General features: G+C 46.0%; 16 protein-coding genes and 1 tRNA gene. 6 read left to right on the plus strand and 11 right to left on the minus strand.

Translation table 11 applies throughout. The features are described 5' to 3' along the window. Window positions 1-138: 138 nt before the first annotated feature. The 5 genes from A0W33_RS19280 to A0W33_RS19300 form a co-directional block, all read right to left on the minus strand. On the minus strand, window positions 139-693 hold the full coding sequence (locus A0W33_RS19280) for a 1-acyl-sn-glycerol-3-phosphate acyltransferase (protein ID WP_172798144.1): 555 nt from the start codon (window positions 691-693) through the stop codon (window positions 139-141). Window positions 694-788: 95 nt separating this feature from the next. Beyond that, on the minus strand, window positions 789-1,343 hold the full coding sequence (locus A0W33_RS19285) for a hypothetical protein (protein ID WP_139237085.1): 555 nt from the start codon (window positions 1,341-1,343) through the stop codon (window positions 789-791). A gap of 139 nt (window positions 1,344-1,482) precedes the next feature. Further along, on the minus strand, window positions 1,483-2,250 hold the full coding sequence (locus tag A0W33_RS19290; protein ID WP_068839712.1) for a patatin-like phospholipase family protein: 768 nt from the start codon (window positions 2,248-2,250) through the stop codon (window positions 1,483-1,485). A 1-nt stretch (window position 2,251) separates the two neighbouring features. Then, a complete protein-coding gene (locus A0W33_RS19295) occupies window positions 2,252-3,094 on the minus strand; it encodes an MBL fold metallo-hydrolase (RefSeq protein ID WP_068839713.1) in 843 nt (280 codons plus the stop codon). Between the two features lie 113 nt (window positions 3,095-3,207). Continuing rightward, window positions 3,208-4,158, minus strand: coding sequence for an acetyl-CoA carboxylase carboxyltransferase subunit alpha (locus tag A0W33_RS19300; protein WP_068839714.1), 951 nt, complete (start codon window positions 4,156-4,158; stop codon window positions 3,208-3,210). 222 nt (window positions 4,159-4,380) lie between these two features. Here A0W33_RS19300 and A0W33_RS19305 point away from each other — a divergent pair. Beyond that, window positions 4,381-4,454: transfer RNA gene (locus A0W33_RS19305), tRNA-Asp, on the plus strand. 302 nt (window positions 4,455-4,756) lie between these two features. On the opposite strand, the gene gmd is transcribed toward A0W33_RS19305, so the two are convergent. The 5 genes from gmd to A0W33_RS19330 all read right to left on the minus strand — a co-directional run bounded on the left by gmd (window position 4,757) and on the right by A0W33_RS19330 (window position 10,959). Further along, on the minus strand, window positions 4,757-5,872 hold the full coding sequence (gene gmd, locus A0W33_RS19310) for a GDP-mannose 4,6-dehydratase (protein ID WP_068839715.1): 1,116 nt from the start codon (window positions 5,870-5,872) through the stop codon (window positions 4,757-4,759). A 48-nt stretch (window positions 5,873-5,920) separates the two neighbouring features. Further along, window positions 5,921-6,856, minus strand: a complete 936-nt coding sequence (gene fcl / locus A0W33_RS19315; RefSeq protein WP_068839716.1) for a GDP-L-fucose synthase — start codon at window positions 6,854-6,856, stop codon at window positions 5,921-5,923. A 32-nt stretch (window positions 6,857-6,888) separates the two neighbouring features. Beyond that, window positions 6,889-9,258, minus strand: a complete 2,370-nt coding sequence (locus A0W33_RS19320) for a GumC family protein (protein WP_071890940.1) — start codon at window positions 9,256-9,258, stop codon at window positions 6,889-6,891. A gap of 7 nt (window positions 9,259-9,265) precedes the next feature. Then, entirely contained in the window at window positions 9,266-10,048 is a 783-nt protein-coding gene (locus A0W33_RS19325) for a polysaccharide biosynthesis/export family protein (RefSeq protein WP_139237086.1), read from the minus strand. Between the two features lie 128 nt (window positions 10,049-10,176). After that, entirely contained in the window at window positions 10,177-10,959 is a 783-nt protein-coding gene (locus A0W33_RS19330) for a DUF481 domain-containing protein (protein WP_172798145.1), read from the minus strand. A gap of 222 nt (window positions 10,960-11,181) precedes the next feature. Here A0W33_RS19330 and A0W33_RS19335 point away from each other — a divergent pair, with 222 nt between their 5' ends. The 3 genes from A0W33_RS19335 to A0W33_RS19345 all read left to right on the plus strand — a co-directional run bounded on the left by A0W33_RS19335 (window position 11,182) and on the right by A0W33_RS19345 (window position 14,444). After that, window positions 11,182-11,649, plus strand: a complete 468-nt coding sequence (locus A0W33_RS19335) for a hypothetical protein (RefSeq protein ID WP_068839720.1) — start codon at window positions 11,182-11,184, stop codon at window positions 11,647-11,649. Between the two features lie 61 nt (window positions 11,650-11,710). Continuing rightward, complete coding sequence (locus A0W33_RS19340; RefSeq protein WP_068839721.1) at window positions 11,711-12,364, plus strand: HD domain-containing protein; 654 nt, start codon at window positions 11,711-11,713, stop codon at window positions 12,362-12,364. A 79-nt stretch (window positions 12,365-12,443) separates the two neighbouring features. After that, on the plus strand, window positions 12,444-14,444 hold the full coding sequence (locus tag A0W33_RS19345) for a monovalent cation:proton antiporter family protein (RefSeq protein WP_068839722.1): 2,001 nt from the start codon (window positions 12,444-12,446) through the stop codon (window positions 14,442-14,444). Between the two features lie 15 nt (window positions 14,445-14,459). On the opposite strand, the gene A0W33_RS19350 is transcribed toward A0W33_RS19345, so the two are convergent. Further along, complete coding sequence (locus tag A0W33_RS19350; RefSeq protein ID WP_082815312.1) at window positions 14,460-15,050, minus strand: DUF4136 domain-containing protein; 591 nt, start codon at window positions 15,048-15,050, stop codon at window positions 14,460-14,462. Between the two features lie 203 nt (window positions 15,051-15,253). Between A0W33_RS19350 and A0W33_RS19355 the strand changes: the two genes are divergently transcribed. Together A0W33_RS19355 and A0W33_RS19360 are read left to right on the plus strand one after the other, a co-directional pair. Continuing rightward, a complete protein-coding gene (locus A0W33_RS19355; RefSeq protein ID WP_068839724.1) occupies window positions 15,254-16,528 on the plus strand; it encodes an acetyl-CoA hydrolase/transferase family protein in 1,275 nt (424 codons plus the stop codon). A 69-nt stretch (window positions 16,529-16,597) separates the two neighbouring features. After that, window positions 16,598-17,428 carry a DUF1206 domain-containing protein gene (locus tag A0W33_RS19360; RefSeq protein ID WP_068839725.1) on the plus strand — a complete coding sequence of 277 codons (831 nt, stop codon included), beginning with the start codon at window positions 16,598-16,600 and terminating at the stop codon, window positions 17,426-17,428.

The following is a 17,428-nucleotide window of genomic DNA, read 5'->3' on the forward strand; positions in this document are numbered from 1 at the left end:
TATTTTCAATTGTTACCTAAACAGAGAGAGCCGCTATCGATAGCGGCTCTCTCTGTTTATCACTTCTTATATCAAGATCAAGAGGTAGGTTTTTGAAAAAGCCTACAGCATCATGAGATAATTGACAACTGATAATTGTTACAGCACTCCTTGCTCCGGAAACTTGCCTGTCTTGGTACGGTAGAAGGCAAGTATTTTTTCCAGATCGGCCTCCATATCTCCTGATGGATAAATGGCAGGACCGATACCTGCTTCCTTTTTTGCATAATCCAGGTAGCCTAAAACAATGGGTACGTTAGCTCCTACTGCCACATGGTAAAAACCCCTGCGCCATCGCGGCTGGTACTTTCGGGTTCCTTCGGGTGTAACCATTACACACATGTCTCCGGGCGTTTTCCTGATGATGTTGATCATCGCATCCACCATTTTTGTGTTCCTGGAGCGATCTATGGGTAAGGCCCCCATACTTCTAAGCAGTGGGCCTACGATGGGCGCATCAACAAATTCTTTTTTGATGGTAAACCGAATGGGTGCATCCATCAGGTAAAAGGCTGCCCTCGCGTAGACTAGGTCCCAGTTACTGGTGTGTGGCGCGGCAATCATTACGCAGCGGCGGTGTTCGGGTGCAAGGTTTCCTTTCAAGGTCCAGCCGGAAGCCTTGAAATAAAGCTTTGATAAAAATTTAGCGATCATTTAGAGCGTCAAGTATAAACTCGCGGATGAAGATGAAAGTACTTATCCTATGTTAGCAGGATAGAAACTGTATAGTTACTCACATCTACGCTATTTTACAAGCCCTCCCGTATGGTTTGGGAAGTTCTACGCAAAAGATAGGCTTGTACTCCGAAACCCAGTACAGGGCCTAGCGTTACGTTTGCATTCTCCCCACTCCACTCGCGGTAATACCTGAAAGACAAGATTGGCTCTACAGAGATTTTTTCGTTTACGAACAAAGCATAACCGATGCCTATAGCCCCATCAAAAAGGTCGATATCGTCCCCTACCGACAAATTTAACAGGCCTGTCTTGAGCGTCATCTCTCCAAAAACGCCATTGTCCAAGTAGTACCTTACCAGCGGACCACCCAAAAGGTAGGTTCTTTTATACCTTTGCTGCACTTCGTCAACCGTCACCTTCAGATTTTCGTGCGCAAAGCCAAGATCTAGCCCTATGCCGAAGTCATTCATTACAAAGTAAGCTCCTTTGAAGTTGAGGTTCCCGATCAAACTGCTTCCCTCCTGGGGCACCAAGGGTTTGTCAAGCGAGTTAGAGGTCGCATAATAGGCCGCCTGTAAATTTCCTCCAATCAGTACGGAGCCATGTTTGATTTTAGCCTTAGCCAAAAAGCTTTTGTTTTCCTGACCAAAACTTGTGAATGTTAAAAGCAGGAATGATAGCAAAAGGGTGAAAGTGCGCATAAAAAGGGACATGTATAGTTTAATATGCATATACGATTTTAATACAAAAAGTTCTGAAATTTATCTAATGTACCATTTTTTGAATATAGCGCTCCATGTGCATGCCATATCTATAGCCTACATCAAATATTTCATCCGCTTTACGGAAGCTTGTCAGGCGGTAATACCGTAACTCCTGCGGCTCCAGGAGCAGGTCACACTGGGGTAGCCGAAGCTTAACCGTATTGCTGATGGCCAGCAGCACCGTACGCTCAATCATGCCCCTTAGTGTTGTGACATGGGCTTTATGGTTGATCGGGTTCACATGTACACCAATTTTGATGTCGCAGTTGTTGTAAAGCGGCTCTACAGGAAGGTTGTTCAACAGGCCGCCATCATTAAGCATTTTACCGTTGAACGAAATAGGCTGGTAAAGGATAGGAACGGCAGAAGAAGCCAGAAGAGGTTTGATCACCTCACCGGTTGAAAAGTATACCGTTATGCCCTCATTCATTTCTGCAGCGCTTACCACTACAGGTATCTTCAGATCCTCGAATTTTAACTGCGGCCCCAGGTATTTATTGTAAAGCTTTTCAACCTCATCGAGGTGCAAAAGCCCTGGTTTTCCGAAAGCCGGACGCATCACCTGAAAAACACTGAGCTCCTTTATCAGCTTCAGTATCTCATCAGGTGTATAGCCGTAGCCATATAACACGCCTGCTATCGCCCCTGAACTTACTCCGGATATCATGCTTATCTTTACTCCTTGCTCGTCCAGCGCCTTTAGAATGCCTAAATGGGCAATGCCTCTTGCGCCGCCACCAGACAGCGCAACTCCTATCCGCTTGCCCATACTACAGATCAGCCAGCTTAAAAGCCTCCTTCAGTCGAACACCTTTTTCAGTGTGCTGTACTGTGCAGCATTGATTGACGGCATCGTGCTCAAAGAAAAGAACAAGTTCCTCATCAGCGGCTTTTTTCAAGAAAGCCGCCTTTTCATCCAGCGTCAGCAGTGGTCGCGTGTCATAGCCCATCACGTATGGCAGCGGAATATGCCCCACTGAAGGAAGCAAATCGGCCATATAAGCCACTTTCTTTCCTTTGTACGGTATTATCGGCACCATCATCTTATCTGTATGTCCATCAGCATACAAGATATCAAACTGTGAAAAGGGAGAAGGTGCGTTAGGTTCTACGAACTGCAGATGACCGCTCTCCTGCATGGGCAGTATGTTCTCCTTCAGGAAAGAAGCTTTTTCACGTGCATTTGGTTTTGTTGCCCACTCCCAATGGTCCGCATTGGACCAGTAGGTTGCATTAGGAAATACCAGTTCAAGATCACCATCACTACTTTTATACTTAACGCCGCCACCGCAGTGGTCAAAGTGCAGGTGCGTCAGGAAAACATCTGTAACATCCTCTGTAGAAAAGCCGGCCTGCTTAAGCGATTTGCTAAGTGAAGTGTCTCCGTGCAGGTAATAGTGATTTAGAAACTTTGCATCCTGTTTATCGCCAATGCCGTTATCTATCAGGATCAGGCGGTCGCCATCCTCTATCAGCATACAGCGCATGGCCCAGGTACATAAGTTATTCTCATCAGCTGGATTAGTGCGTTGCCACAGCGATTTTGGAACGACTCCAAACATGGCTCCACCGTCTAACTTAAAAAATCCTGTGTCGATCACGTGCAGTTTCATAGTCTCTATCTTAAAGTATCTAAAGCTTTGTTAGGGTTATAAACAAAAAAATGAACCAGGTACACCAGCTATAAAAGCGTACCTGATTCATTTACTCCATCTTTTTGTAGGGCTTAGGCTTCTATCACTACTCCCATACTTGAAAACTTCTCTATGCGTTGCATCATACGCTCTTCCGTTTCGATGCCTTCTAACTCGTCAAGCAGCTTGATGATTTCTTTCTTCATCTTGCGCATCATCTTCTGCGGCTCTGTATGTGCTCCACCAAGCGGTTCTTTGATGATACCATCAATGAGCTTGTTCTGCAGCATGTCGGTGGCGGTGAGTTTGAGGGCTTCTGCCGCCTGCTCCTTGTAGTTCCAGCTTCGCCAAAGTATGGAGGAGCAGGATTCAGGAGAAATAACAGAATACCAAGTGTTCTCCAGCATCATCACCCGGTCGCCAATGGCGATACCAAGGGCTCCTCCGGAGGCGCCCTCACCTATGATGATACAGATAACAGGAACCTTGAGCATGAACATTTCCTTCAAGTTGCGTGCTATAGCCTCTCCCTGCCCTCGTTCCTCTGCCTCCAAGCCTGGAAAAGCACCTGGTGTATCGATGAACGTAACAATTGGCTTATTAAACTTCTCTGCCATCTTCATCAGACGAAGCGCCTTACGGTAGCCTTCAGGGTTAGCCATGCCAAAATTGCGCATCTGACGCTGCTTGGTGTTGCGGCCTTTCTGCTGCCCGATAAACATGATACTGCGTCCGTCTACCTCACCGAAACCGCCAACCATGGCTTTATCATCGCTGACCGTGCGGTCGCCATGAAGCTCAACAAACTTATCGGAGATGCCATGTATGTAGTCGAGGGTATAGGGCCTGTCCGGGTGGCGCGATAGCTGCACACGCTGCCAGCGGGTAAGGTTGGCATAGGTTTCCTTCTTCAGGTTCTTAATTTTCTCCTCCAGAGCCTTCACTGCCTCCGATACATCAACCTGACTGTCTTCGGCCAGTGTCTTCATCTCACGTAATTTGCCCTCCAGGGCAGCAATGGGCTGTTCGAAATCTAAAAGCATAAGTGCGTCTCTAGTTTAGACTACAAATTTAAGAGTTTCCGGCAATGCACGTAACAGAAGTATGAATTTATACTTCACAGAAAAATTAATTTATCTGTAAATGAATATGTTCGGGATTTTATGCAGCAATATAGGTTTAAAAAGATGCAAACCACTTGCACAATTAAATCCGTAAACATACCTTTGCATCACTTTAACAGATAGTGTTGGAGAGAATTTTTTGGTCTGGTAGTTCAGTTGGTTAGAATGCCGCCCTGTCACGGCGGAGGTCGCGGGTTCGAGTCCCGTCCAGACCGCTTAAAGCGAGCGGATCTGAAGTGTATACTTCAGATCCGCTTTTTTATTTGCTATCAGTTACCTGTTGTTATTTCCTCTTACCCCTCTCTGTCTATACTTGTAGCGATCTGTAGTGGAAGGCAACTGTTTGACTTTCTGATTCCGGCTACTATTTTAAATACTTCCTTATTGGCATATACCTCTCTTAGCTGACAATATGGTGTGCTATACTTTATAATTTGAATTAGAGCTTCATCAGCAGAAACAAAAAAGGTCCGGTTGCCATGGCAACCGGACCTTTTTTGTTATAAAGTATTAAAGATTAAGACTCGTGGTGGTTTAGTATACGGTGTCCCCCTTCTACCAGGTAACTGTCGCGCTTGAACAGTTCGATATCTGATTTCATCATGTCTTTAACCAGCGCTGCCAGATCATACTGCGGTTCCCAGCCAAGCTTTGTCTTCGCCTTGGTGGCATCACCAATCAAAAGGTCTACCTCTGTTGGTCTAAAGTAGTTTTTGTCTACACAAACAACTTCTTTTCCAATTTCTACCTGGTAATCCGGATTACTGCAGGCGCTAACGTAACCTTTCTCGTCCACTCCCTCGCCTCTGAACTCAATAGAAATGCCCATTTCAGCAAAAGCCATCTTCACAAAATCACGCACAGTAGTAGTTACTCCGGTGGCAATAACGTAATCTTCAGGCTCATCTTGCTGCAGGATGCGCCACATGGCCTCTACATAATCCTTAGCATGCCCCCAGTCGCGCTTGGCGTCCAAGTTACCGAGGTACAGACCATCCTGCAGTCCCATCGCAATACGGGCGGCGGCACGCGTAATTTTTCTAGTTACAAACGTCTCACCTCTTAGCGGTGACTCGTGATTGAACAGAATTCCATTGCAGGCATACATGCCATATGCTTCGCGGTAGTTTATCGTAATCCAGTAGCCATATAATTTGGCCACAGCATAAGGAGAGCGCGGGTAGAAAGGCGTAGTCTCTGACTGTGGCACTGCCTGTACCAAACCATACAGCTCCGATGTGGAAGCCTGGTAGATTCTGGTTTTTTCAGTAAGGCCAAGTATACGGATCGCCTCGAGTATTCTCAGTGTACCTAAACCATCGGCATTTGCGGTATACTCCGGAGAATCAAAGCTCACTTTCACGTGGCTCATAGCCGCCAGGTTATAAATCTCGTCTGGCTGCGTCTCCTGAATAATACGGATAATGTTAGTGGAGTCTGTCAGGTCACCGTAATGCAGTTTAAAGTTAATGTTCTTTTCGTGCGGGTCCTGATATAGGTGATCGATACGCTCTGTATTTATCAACGAGCTGCGGCGCTTAATGCCATGTACTTTGTATCCTTTGCTAAGTAATAGCTCAGCAAGGTATGCACCGTCCTGACCGGTTACACCGGTTATAAGGGCTGTCTTCATTGGGTAAGGGTTAGTAAATATAGATGAATTGATAGATGGGTATATATACTAAACTTCTACAATTTTGTTTTTGAAATCAGCATAAGCCAGTGCAATTCCTTCTCTTAAATTTGTGGAGTGCCTAAAGCCCAAGCTATGCAACTTCGAAACATCCATCAATTTTCGGGGTGTACCGTCTGGTTTTGACGTGTCGAATTCCAATTCACCCTCAAACCCGGTAATTTCTTTTACCAGCAGTGCCAGCTCCTTTATAGTTACGTCCTCTCCAGTACCAACATTCACCAGCTCTCTTCCGTCATAATTTTCCATCAGGAAAAAACAGGCCTCAGCAAGGTCATCGGCATACAGGAACTCCCGCTTAGGGCTACCTGTGCCCCACACTGATACTGTCTTAGCGCCACTCTCCTTCGCTTCGTGAAATTTGCGAATTAACGCTGGCAAAACATGGGAATTCTGTAGATCATAGTTGTCATTATATCCATATAGGTTGGTGGGCATAACGCTAATGAAGTTGCAACCATACTGGTCACGATAAGCTTCACAAAGTTTGATTCCTGCTATTTTAGCGATAGCATAAGGCTCATTGGTCGGTTCAAGCGGTCCTGTTAAAAGGTACTCTTCCTTAAGCGGCTGTGGCGCCATCTTTGGGTAGATGCAGGAAGAACCAAGGAACATCAGTTTTTCTACGCTATTTACATAGGCAGCATGTATGATGTTAGCCTCTATCATCAGGTTATCGTAGAGGAACTCTGCCCTGTAAACATTGTTAGCGTGAATGCCGCCCACTTTGGCAGCCGCCAGAAACACATACTCAGGCTTCTCCTGTTCAAAGAACTGCCCAACAGCCGCCTGGTTTCTTAAATCTAATTCGCTGGATGTACGGGTGATGATATTAGAAAAGCCTGCAGCCTCTAGCTTACGGACAATAGCGGAACCAACCATACCTCTATGGCCAGCCACATATACTTTAGAATCTTGATGCATAAATGATGTTAACGTCAGATAGGTGTTTTACGCTACATTATTCGTTTCCACCACGGTTTTGTTTCATTATCTTCTGCATAATATCCGTAACCGTAGCCATAACCGTAGCCATAGCCATACCTAAGCTTCTCATAATTCACATCATTGAACAGAATAGCTGTATTTCTTACTTTACCCGACTCTATCTGCAGCTGAAGATTTATGAGAAAATCTTTGATGGTGTAGTCCTGCCGAACCATGAAAACGTTAGCATCGGAAATTTGCATCAGTTCCAGTCCATCAGAAAGTATACCTACGGGCGGCGTGTCCATTACGATATAATCGTAGCGCTTCTTTAGTTCTGCAATCAAATCAGACATGCGTTTGCTGAGGAGAAGTTCAGAAGGGTTAGGCGGAATGTCACCAGACGGCAGCACATGCAGGTTCTCCTGAATAGTAGTGCACAGCACCTCATCTAAACTTGCATAACCAGCAAGGTAATTACTCAGGCCATTGCTGCTGCTCACTCCCAGGTCTGAGTTATTGTTCGGCTTACGCATATCAGCGTTTACCAGCAACGTACGCTCACCGGATATTGAAATAATGTACGCAAGGTTCTTGGCTGAAAATGTTTTTCCTTCGCCACTTATAGAAGAGGTTATAACCAGAATTTTACCTTCACCCGGAATACTTTCATCCATACTTGTCATGTACCGAAGATTTGAGCGCACTGTCCTGAAAGCCTCCGCCATAGCGGATTTAGGGCTCAAGTTTGCCAGTAGGTTATCTTCTTTTGAGTTATGCCCAACCATCCCAAGCAGCGGCAAGGAGGTAAACTTAGCGATATCCTCTACAGTGTGGATTTTGTTATTCATCAACTCCTTAGCGAATATAAAGGCAAAAGGAAGACCTAAGCCTATGATAAGCGCAATACCGTAGTTTTGCAGGGGTTTGGGAGCAATCTGATCCTTTACTGAAGCTTCACGCAGGATAGTAACATCTGAAGTATTAGCAGCTTTTGCAATACCTGCCTCTGCCCGCTTCTGCATTAGGAGCACGTACAGACTTTCGCTTAGCTCGTATAGCCGTTGGATATTAATTAACTGCCGCTCAGATGAAGGCAGTTTTTGTAACTCCGCCGTAGCAGAACGAATTCGTTGATTAAGATTACGTTGTGTCAGATCGTTGGCCGCCTTTAAACTGCTAAGATTTTCTCTCAAAGAAGCCCTTACCTCCTCCAATTGCTGCCGCTTCACAATAATACCCGGATTGCTCTGCCCCTGGTTGTTCGAGGCTACATTCAATTCGGTTTGTAGCGTCACCAGTTGTGAAACAAGTGTATTTAGTACTGGATCGCTAATGCCTAGCGTAGCAGGAGCCTGAATCTGTGCACTTGAGTTTTCTTTGCTTAAATAATTTGTCAGGTAATCAAAATACCTGTCGCTCATCAACAATTCAGCACGCTCCTGTTCCAGTGTTTGTACTTCACCAGCAATCTGAGCACCCAGTGTACTCAGGTCCATCGCAGAATTTCGCTGCTTGAACTCCTCAAGCCTTGATTCAATAAAATTTAAGGAATCGCTTATTTGCTGCAATTGGCCATCTATAAAGTTAACCGTATTCACAGCATCTGCATTTTTGATGGCCAGGTTATTTAACCTGTAAGTCTCCATCAAGGCATTTAAATAGTCAATGTCTTTCTTTGGTGTTTCGCCAGTAAGAGTCAAGGTTAAAGCAGAAGCATCTCCTCCATAAGGAGCAACTTGTAGTCCGGAAGCATAGCGCTTTGCCAGGTCATTCAATTCATTTAACCTGAATAGCACCTCGTTCTCCTTAAAAGGCTCAGGCTTAAGCAAGTTGATGGTAAAGGTAAAGCCTTCTACCTCGTATGGCTGGCCAAACTTAAATTTTCGATTCCCGAATGCATTGTTCCACTTCAAGTGCTCAGTGAACAAAGAATAGGTCTCATCAGCATTTAAGTCTATACTGAAGGTAACATCATAAGGAGTATCAGCTGAAGTTGTATCAAAGGCTACTTTTATAGGTGCATCAGAGCCATATGCTTCCAGCAATTTCACATTTCCCTGCACATAATAGCTGACCTGAAAGTCTAAATTCTCTAATGCTTTGTATGCAAGGGTTTTGGTTTTCAACAAAATGGATTCATTCGTTAAACCCTGAGCTCCTTGGTATAAATCATTGCCGTAAAGTAAGGCCGCAGCTGTTCCGCCTTGTGCATCATTTGACACCATCACAGATGATGTTATCTCATACTTTGGAATAGTATAACGATTGACTAAGTACGCCGCAAAAAGAGCCATTGCAGCACTCAGTACAAATAAATACCATTTCGAAATTACAGAGTTCAGAACGGCTTTAAAATCAATGAAGCTACTTTCTTCAGAATTGTATTGTGATTCCAAAATAGGTTTAGTTATTGATTCTAGTAAACAAGATTACTGCAGAGGCGATGATACCAAAGCCTAAAGAGAAGGTTCCTAAAACATTTTCTCTAAAGAACTTAGCAGGTAGTGGATCAACAATGATCATATCATCAGGCCTCAGGTAAAAATTAGACATCGCTAAAGTATTGTCATTTAAAAGGCTAAAATTATAAAGCTTAGCTTTACCTTCCTCATATCTTATAAGTCTAACTCTTCCACGATTTGCATAATCAGAAAAACCTCCAGCAGATGCAATGGCTTCTAATAAATTGAAATCATCCTGATACGTGGTAAATTGACCTTGTCTGCTCACTTCGCCAATCATAGTGTACCTAAAGGTTAACAGGCGTAGATTTACAGTCGGATCGGCAAGAAAAGGTTTAAGTGCTTCAGTCACTTTATCACGTGCTTCAGGCATTGTAAGACCGGCTACCTGCACCCTACCTACTACAGGTAGCAGTATGTCTCCTGCTGCATCGATGGTATACCCACTAAGAACAGGATCATCAGTTCCGGATACTACTGAAGGCGTATTTAAAAAATTATATTCATCCGGCGTGGTGCTCTGCACCTTCAGCGACAATACATCACCGGCTTCCAAGGTATAAATTGGCTTCTGCAACGAAATTGTCTTCAGGAGTTCATCGGCATTGCCCTGGTTTTTTATTTCAGGGTTCTCCTGCAGCAGGATCAACTTTTTCTGGGGAACACAGGAAGTGAAGAAGATCAGTCCCAAAAGTATACCCCATGCAATTAAGGTGTGGCGCATTATATTTTTCTTATTCAATTACCGGAATTACAAGCCATAGCGCGGCTGTAACCATATTTCAAATGGTGAAATTATGAAATTATTGTCTGAGTAAATATTTTGCCAGCAATTAAATTTGAAGCTCTACACTAAAATTGTACCTGGATTCCATTGGACAAAGTATAAACAAACCTTGTTACAGGAACGATTGGCTCATCCTCGAATGTACCGCTGAAACCTGCCTTGAAAGAAAGCCGGGTATTTAGTTTGACCTGTAAAGCTACGTCCCCACTTACACGGTTACGCCATTTATCGATCATTTCGGCATACCCAGTTTGGTAATAAACGATACCCTCGGCACTTACATTGCTGTTTAAAGCCGCCTTTGCGCTTATATAGTTTGTTGACTTCAGCATATCGGAGTCCGTAAAGTTGTTCTCCTCATCAGGATCTTCCCACGTCTCATGCTCGTGCATTATGCCTGTTCCCACATATATGCCACTGTTCTCTCGCTTCAGCAGCCTATAACGCAATCCACTTCCTGCCAAGGTACGAATCTCAAGTCCTCGGGCTTTGTCTGTTTGCACCTGTGTGAACAGTTCATAGGACAAACGCCTTTTCCGCAGCAGATTTACCCGGAAATGAGAATACCCGTTGCTTGCAACGGTATTGCGCAATTCATCTGAATCGTAGTTCACCAACAGGTAATTGTAAAAATTGAGTAGCAGGTAGGAATGCTTTTCTGATACATAGGCCACATCCCCGTTGAAAGTAAGCTGCAGGTAGTTGTTTGGGTTGTTCTTGCCCGCATTTCGGTTAAACATGGAAAAGTTAAGGCCTACTTTGCCTGTAAAATAATCGGCAGAGTCCCTCTCAACCCGCGAACGCTCCACATTTAGGATCTGGGCGCTGGCAGAATTAATTAATAACAAGAAAGTTAAGAGAAAAAATAAAGCTGTTCGAGAGGCTGCTTTAAACGGCATGAGCGTATTATATAGAATCAACAAGAATTTATGTGAGAAAACATTTTGGATGCCTTTTCACTTATTAAAAGGTAGTGCTTTTGGCCTAAAGCCGTATTAAAAACTCGCAATGACTGTAAGAGTCACTAGCACAAAACTAGAGTATATAAGTTAAAATTCACATCAACCGCCATGCAAAGAGATTCAGCAGCGTTGGTTCTGGCGCTTCGGGAGACAGCAGCCAGAATAGCAAAAGGTGCCCGTTACGAGTGGGGTCATATGGGAAGTTGCAACTGTGGTCATCTGGCGCAAACCATCACAAGGTACAGCAAGGGCGAAATACACGGGGCAGCTATGTGGCGCTATGGCGACTGGCGCGAACAACTCAGGGATTACTGCCCTCAAAGTGGCTTGCCAATGGACCAAATTATAGATCACATGCTGGATTTTGGATTCAAAAGAACTGAGCTGGCACACTTGGAAACACTGTCGCACCCCGCAGTAACAGCCAGGTTACCAGTTGAACGTAAATACCTGAAGCATAATGTAAGGGATGATGTGGTTCTTTACCTGAACACATGGGCAGAAACCCTTGAGGGGGAAGAAAAGCCAAAGAATAAGGTAAGGGAGCTTGAAAATGAACTTCTTCTCGCTTTATAAATATTAAACCGTAAAATAAATTATTTCATAGCTTTGGGCGTAATTCACCTCCCAAATAACTATGAACAAAGCCCAGATAATATCCGCTGCTGAGGAATATGTGAAAGAACTACTTTCCGGTGAAGGCTCTGGTCACGATTGGTGGCACATATTGCGTGTTTGGAACAACGCCAAGCACATCGCCGGATACGAACAGGTGGATACATTTGTCGTAGAGTTAGCGGCCCTTCTTCATGACATAGGAGACCATAAGTTTTATAATGGCGACGCCTCTGTTGGACCACGTATGGCCCGGGAGTGGCTAGAGTCTCAGCTGGTTCCGGAGGAAATAATAGCCCATGTGTGCAGCATTATCAGGGACCTCTCCTATAAAGGTGCCGGTACTAGCTCGGCAATGCCTACTATAGAGGGGCAGGTAGTGCAGGATGCCGATAGGTTGGATGCTATTGGAGCCATCGGCGTAGCTCGTGCTTTTGCCTATGGCGGCCATAAGAATCGCGAAATGTACAATCCTGCTATCACACCCGTTCTGCACAACTCGTTCGAGGAGTATAAGTCGAGTACAGCCCCTACCCTCAATCACTTCTACGAGAAGCTTCTGTTGCTGAAGGACCGCATGCATACCGAAACGGCTAAAAAATTAGCCGCACAGCGCCACCACTTTATGGAGCAGTTCCTGGAGCAGTTTTACGCCGAGTGGAATGGTAACCGCTAATCATCTCCTACGCGTATAGAATGCAAGGCAGCATGAAATTAGACTAGCTAACAGAAACTTAATACTTATCTACCACTGCATGGAGATTCCATTACTCTCAGATATTGTGATTATACTTGGGTTGGCAGTAGTGGTGATTCTGCTTTTCCAGCGGTTTAAGCTTCCCACCATACTTGGTTTCCTGGCTACGGGTGTTATTGCCGGTCCTCACGGACTTAGCCTGATCAAGGCAACGCACGATATCGAGATTCTGGCAGAGATTGGTGTTATACTGCTGCTCTTTATAATCGGCATGGAGTTTTCGCTTAAGCAGCTCGCGCTGATAAAGCGAACAGTTTTGCTGGGTGGCACTACACAGGTGCTTGCCACTATCGGACTGGTATGCGTCGTGATGGTGTTATTGCGCTACTCCTGGGCAGAATCAGTTTTTATGGGCTTCCTGATTGCCCTTAGTAGCACAGCCATTGTTCTGAAACTACTGCAGGACAGGAGCGAGATCAACAGCCCGCAGGGGCGCGTAGTGCTGGGCATCCTTATTTTTCAAGACATCGTGGTGGTGCCGATGATGCTGCTGGCTCCGCTAATGGCCGGGGAATCAGAGGATATTGGCACAGCACTGCTGATAATGGCGCTGAAGGGCATATTTGTGATTGTGTTTGTACTGGTTAGCGCCCGCTACCTGGTGCCGCGCCTGTTGTTCCTGGTGGCACAGACTAAGAGCAAAGAGCTTTTTATACTTTGCGTGGTGGTTATTTGCTTTGCAGTTGCCTGGCTTACGTCCAACCTGGGACTTTCACTAGCACTTGGTGCGTTTATGGCTGGCTTAATCATTTCAGAGTCAGAATACAGCCACCAGGCCACCAGCAACATTCTGCCGTTCCGCGAGATTTTTACCAGCTTTTTTTTCGTTTCAATCGGTATGCTGCTGGATTTTGGCTTTATGCTGCAGAACCTTCCGGTTATACTTCTTTTCTCTGTCTTAACATTTATTCTGAAAGGGACGGTTGCAACGCTGGCCGCTCGTATTTTACAATACCCTATGCGTATTTCCCTGCTGGTCGGGCTGTCGCTGTTTCAGGTAGGAGAATTTGCCTTCATACTTTCTAAAACGGGATTAGCCAGCGGATTGCTTTCTGAAGAAACATACCAGTACTTTCTGTCCGTTTCGCTGCTGACAATGGGCGTGACGCCATTCATCATTGGTTCGTATCGCCAACTCGCGGACTTTATTGCGAAACCAATATCCTCCTCGAACGGAGATTCCGTCTTCAGCAACGAAACGACAGCAGCACATGGTGACCTGCCAGACCTTAACGATCATATTGTAATTATTGGTTACGGCATTAACGGCCGAAATGTGGCCAAGGCTGCCCGCCATGCAGACATTCCGTATGTGATTACTGAGTTGAACGCCGTAACGGTGAAGCAGGAGCGAAAACTGGGGGAGCCGATTGTTTACGGGGATGCCGTTCACCCAATGATCCTGGAGCACATAAATGTGCAGAAGGCGCGCGTGGTGGTTATCGCCATATCAGACCCTGAGGCAACCCGGCGTATCATTGCCACTGTGCGCGGTATTTCAGACAAAGTACACATAATCGTGCGAACGCGCTTTGTGCAGGAAATGGAGGAAAACTACCTGATCGGGGCTGACGAGGTGATACCGGAGGAGTTTGAGACGAGCATCGAGATATTCACCCGCGTGATGAACAAGTACCTGATGCCACGGGATGAGATAGAGCGCTTTACGCAAAAAATTCGCTCCGACAACTACGACATGCTTCGAAGCCTGGCCTCCGGACGCATACCCAATAACTCAAAGATAAGCCTTGATCTACCCGATATAGAAGTAGCCAGCCTGCGCGTGTACACCAACGACAGCGACATTATTGGTAAATCGTTGCTGGAAGCAAACATCCGCAATCGCTTCCAGATTACCATAGTAGCGATGAAAAGGGAAAGGGAAACTATCTTGAATGTAGATGGACACACCCGCATTTTAAGGGGCGATGTGCTTTATGTGGTCGGCAAGCCGAACGATGTAATGCGCTTTAACGATTACCTGAAAGACAGCTTTTAGCGAAAGAGAAGTATACTACAGCTGCTCCATCACCTCCTCTACCCTTTTCTGCACTGTGCTGTAGCCGGCGTTAAATTTCTTTATTGCGCCTTCCGTCCACCCACGCCAAAGCAGCAGATCTGTTTTAGGGTTTATCAAATCAATAATCAGTGTGCCTTGCTTAAAGAGGTCTACGTTGCGGTAACCGGGCATATCAGAGTGGCCGTAAGTATAGCGATAGCCGCCCATGTAACCGTAGCTGTACCCAAACCCCTTAGCGAAGTTCTCCGGCTTGTCCTTTTCCAGCGGCACCGAAACACTCACATCATATGCCACCAGCACATCCGGATTCTGCGCCACCTTTGTATAGCCTCTTTCCTGTAGTTCCTGCTCAATGGCCTGGCGCAGGTGTTTGTTTAAGCTCGCGCTGAACCCACGGTCATAAGCAGCTTCGGCCGGTGGAACATCCTGGTACCAGGCATAAGTCTTATAGCTCCTCAGGTTTGTGGCATAAGGTGCTTTAATAGCATTCGCGCCAAGCGAGGCTGAGGTGGTCACGCAACTGGGTAAGTATAGCAGGCTAATAAGCAGTAGGAGAAGAAGGGGGAGCTGACGTGTGTGCTTCATAGTTTAGGCGTGTGACAGTAGCTAAAATGCTTTTCTAGTAGTTCTGGGCCATACTTTTGCCGCTTTAAATATACACAATTGATATGGATAGCCAATTGTTTTGGATCCAAGCTACAAAGAGCAGGCTATTAATGCCAGCATAGGTATGGGATAACTCATTGGCTTTTTACAAAGTATAGCTACTGTACATTTAAAGGTTTAGAATGAAATACATAACTGCCGAAGAGGCCCTTTCAAGTATAAAATCAGGCAACCGTGTTTTCCTGCATGGCAGCGCCGCTACGCCTCAGCACTTAATAAATAAGTTGGCCGAAAGAGCCCATGAACTGCGTGACGTGGAACTGGTAAGTATCAGTACCTTCGGGGAGATGGCCTGTGCCGATCCCCGCTATAGTGAGGCTTTTTTTATTAATTCCCTTTTTGTCTCCGCTAACGTACGGGAGGCGGTAAACAGCGGGCGGGGCGACTATGTACCGATCTTCTTAAGTGAAATTCCACGGCTTTTCCGGTCTGGCATTATGCCCTTGGACGTAGCTATCGTGCACGTGTCCCCACCCGACCGCCATGGCTTCTGCTCTCTGGGCGTGTCTGTTGACATAGCGAGGGAGGCTGTTAAAAGCGCCCGGCACGTAATAGCACAGGTAAACCCTCAGATGCCGCGTACGCATGGTGATGCACTCATCCACACCAAACGCTTTGACGCGCTGGTGCAAGTGGATGAACCATTGCCGGAGGTGGACTACAGCCAGAAGATAACAGCCGTAGAGGAGAAAATAGGGGCTTATGTCGCAGAATTGGTTGAAGACCAGGCCACGCTGCAGTTAGGTATTGGCGGCATTCCGGATGCAGTGCTCCGCTGCCTCACCAACCACAAAGGACTGGGCATCCACACCGAGATGTTTTCCAACGGTGTACTGCCTTTGATTGAGAGCGGCGTTATTACTAACGAGCACAAAAAAAAGCACCGAGGGCGTGTGGCTACCGGTTTTATAGTTGGAAACAGGCGCCTCTATGATTTTGTGGATGACAATCCTCTTATTACCATGCTTAGCTCCGACTATGTGAATGATGTAACGGTCATCAAGACGAACCCGAAAATGACGGCCATCAACAGCGCCATCGAAATAGACTTAACCGGACAGGTTGTTTCTGACTCAATTGGCACCTACCAGTATTCAGGCATCGGCGGGCAAATGGATTTTATTCGAGGGGCGGCTTTGTCTAAGGGAGGCAAACCTATAATTGCCTTGCCCTCGGTCACACATAAAGGCATTTCGCGCATTACGCCGTTTCTGAACCAGGGTGCGGGTGTGGTAACCACAAGGGCGCACGTGCATTACGTGGTAACAGAGTATGGCGTGGCTTACCTGTACGGTAAAAACTTACGGCAGCGGGCACAGGCATTGATCAACATCGCACACCCCGACCACCGGGAGCGCCTGGAGCAGGAAGCCATTGCACGCTTCAGACACTTATAGCGGGCACAGAAGCAACATTAGAGAGTCCCTTTGCGTGTAAGCACTATACTATATATAAAAAATAAAACTATGGCAGACATATCAACTCATGTTCCCAATCCACCGCCTAAATGGATTGAAAATTTTGCAAAGTTCGGCCTAACCGCCAAAGGTGTAGTATACTGCCTGATCGGCATTATCGCCTTCATGGCAGCCTTCGAACTGCAGGGCAAAACAACAGAAAGTGCGGGAAGATCAGGTATATTAAGAACTATACAGGACCTGCCGGCAGGAAATGTGCTGCTGGGTATTGTGGCGCTTGGCCTTTTAAGCTACGCCATCTGGCGCTTCATCCAAGCCTTCAAGGATACGGAAGCCAAAGGAAGCGGTGCGGAAGGAATTGGAAAACGACTGCGCTATCTTTTCAGCGGGCTTATTTACGGCGCTTTTGCCTACTTAGCCGCCAAGATCGTATTAGGCAGCGGAGGCAGCGGTGGCGGTGATTCGCGCGAGACGCTTGTTTCCAAACTGCTTCAGCAGCCTTTCGGTCAGTGGCTGGTGGGTATCGTTGCCGTGGCAACCATTGCAGCGGGCTTATACCAGATTTATTACGGCTACTCGGAGAAGTATAAGAAGAAAATACAAAGCGGAGGGTTGAAGCACGATATCGAGCAAAAGATGATCCGTGCCGGTAAAGTAGGATATATTGCCCGTGGTGTTGTCTGGATCGTTATAGGGTACCTGTTCATTAGAGCCGCTTTGCAATCCAATCCGCAGGAGGCAGGCGGAAACACAGCTGCTTTCCAGTTCTTAGAGAACTCCACTTATGGTTCCTTTATACTTGGTGCCGTGGCACTGGGATTGATCTGTTACGGTGTGTTCATGTTTATGCGTGCCAAATATCAGCCCATTCATACTTAA

The sequence above is a fragment of the Pontibacter akesuensis genome, assembly GCF_001611675.1.
In the GTDB taxonomy this organism is placed as follows: Bacteria; Bacteroidota; Bacteroidia; order Cytophagales; family Hymenobacteraceae; genus Pontibacter; species Pontibacter akesuensis.

Coding starts and splice junctions, on each gene's coding strand:
- A0W33_RS19355 (WP_068839724.1), top strand. CDS start 15,254: ATGAAATACATAACTGCCGAAGAGGCCCTTTCAAGTATAAAATCAGGC.
- A0W33_RS19360 (WP_068839725.1), top strand. CDS start 16,598: ATGGCAGACATATCAACTCATGTTCCCAATCCACCGCCTAAATGGATT.
- A0W33_RS19295 (WP_068839713.1), bottom strand. CDS start 3,094: ATGAAACTGCACGTGATCGACACAGGATTTTTTAAGTTAGACGGTGGA.
- fcl (WP_068839716.1), bottom strand. CDS start 6,856: ATGCATCAAGATTCTAAAGTATATGTGGCTGGCCATAGAGGTATGGTT.
- A0W33_RS19300 (WP_068839714.1), bottom strand. CDS start 4,158: ATGCTTTTAGATTTCGAACAGCCCATTGCTGCCCTGGAGGGCAAATTA.
- A0W33_RS19350 (WP_082815312.1), bottom strand. CDS start 15,050: ATGAAGCACACACGTCAGCTCCCCCTTCTTCTCCTACTGCTTATTAGC.
- A0W33_RS19335 (WP_068839720.1), top strand. CDS start 11,182: ATGCAAAGAGATTCAGCAGCGTTGGTTCTGGCGCTTCGGGAGACAGCA.
- A0W33_RS19340 (WP_068839721.1), top strand. CDS start 11,711: ATGAACAAAGCCCAGATAATATCCGCTGCTGAGGAATATGTGAAAGAA.
- A0W33_RS19345 (WP_068839722.1), top strand. CDS start 12,444: ATGGAGATTCCATTACTCTCAGATATTGTGATTATACTTGGGTTGGCA.
- gmd (WP_068839715.1), bottom strand. CDS start 5,872: ATGAAGACAGCCCTTATAACCGGTGTAACCGGTCAGGACGGTGCATAC.
- A0W33_RS19290 (WP_068839712.1), bottom strand. CDS start 2,250: ATGGGCAAGCGGATAGGAGTTGCGCTGTCTGGTGGCGGCGCAAGAGGC.
- A0W33_RS19280 (WP_172798144.1), bottom strand. CDS start 693: ATGATCGCTAAATTTTTATCAAAGCTTTATTTCAAGGCTTCCGGCTGG.
- A0W33_RS19325 (WP_139237086.1), bottom strand. CDS start 10,048: ATGCGCCACACCTTAATTGCATGGGGTATACTTTTGGGACTGATCTTC.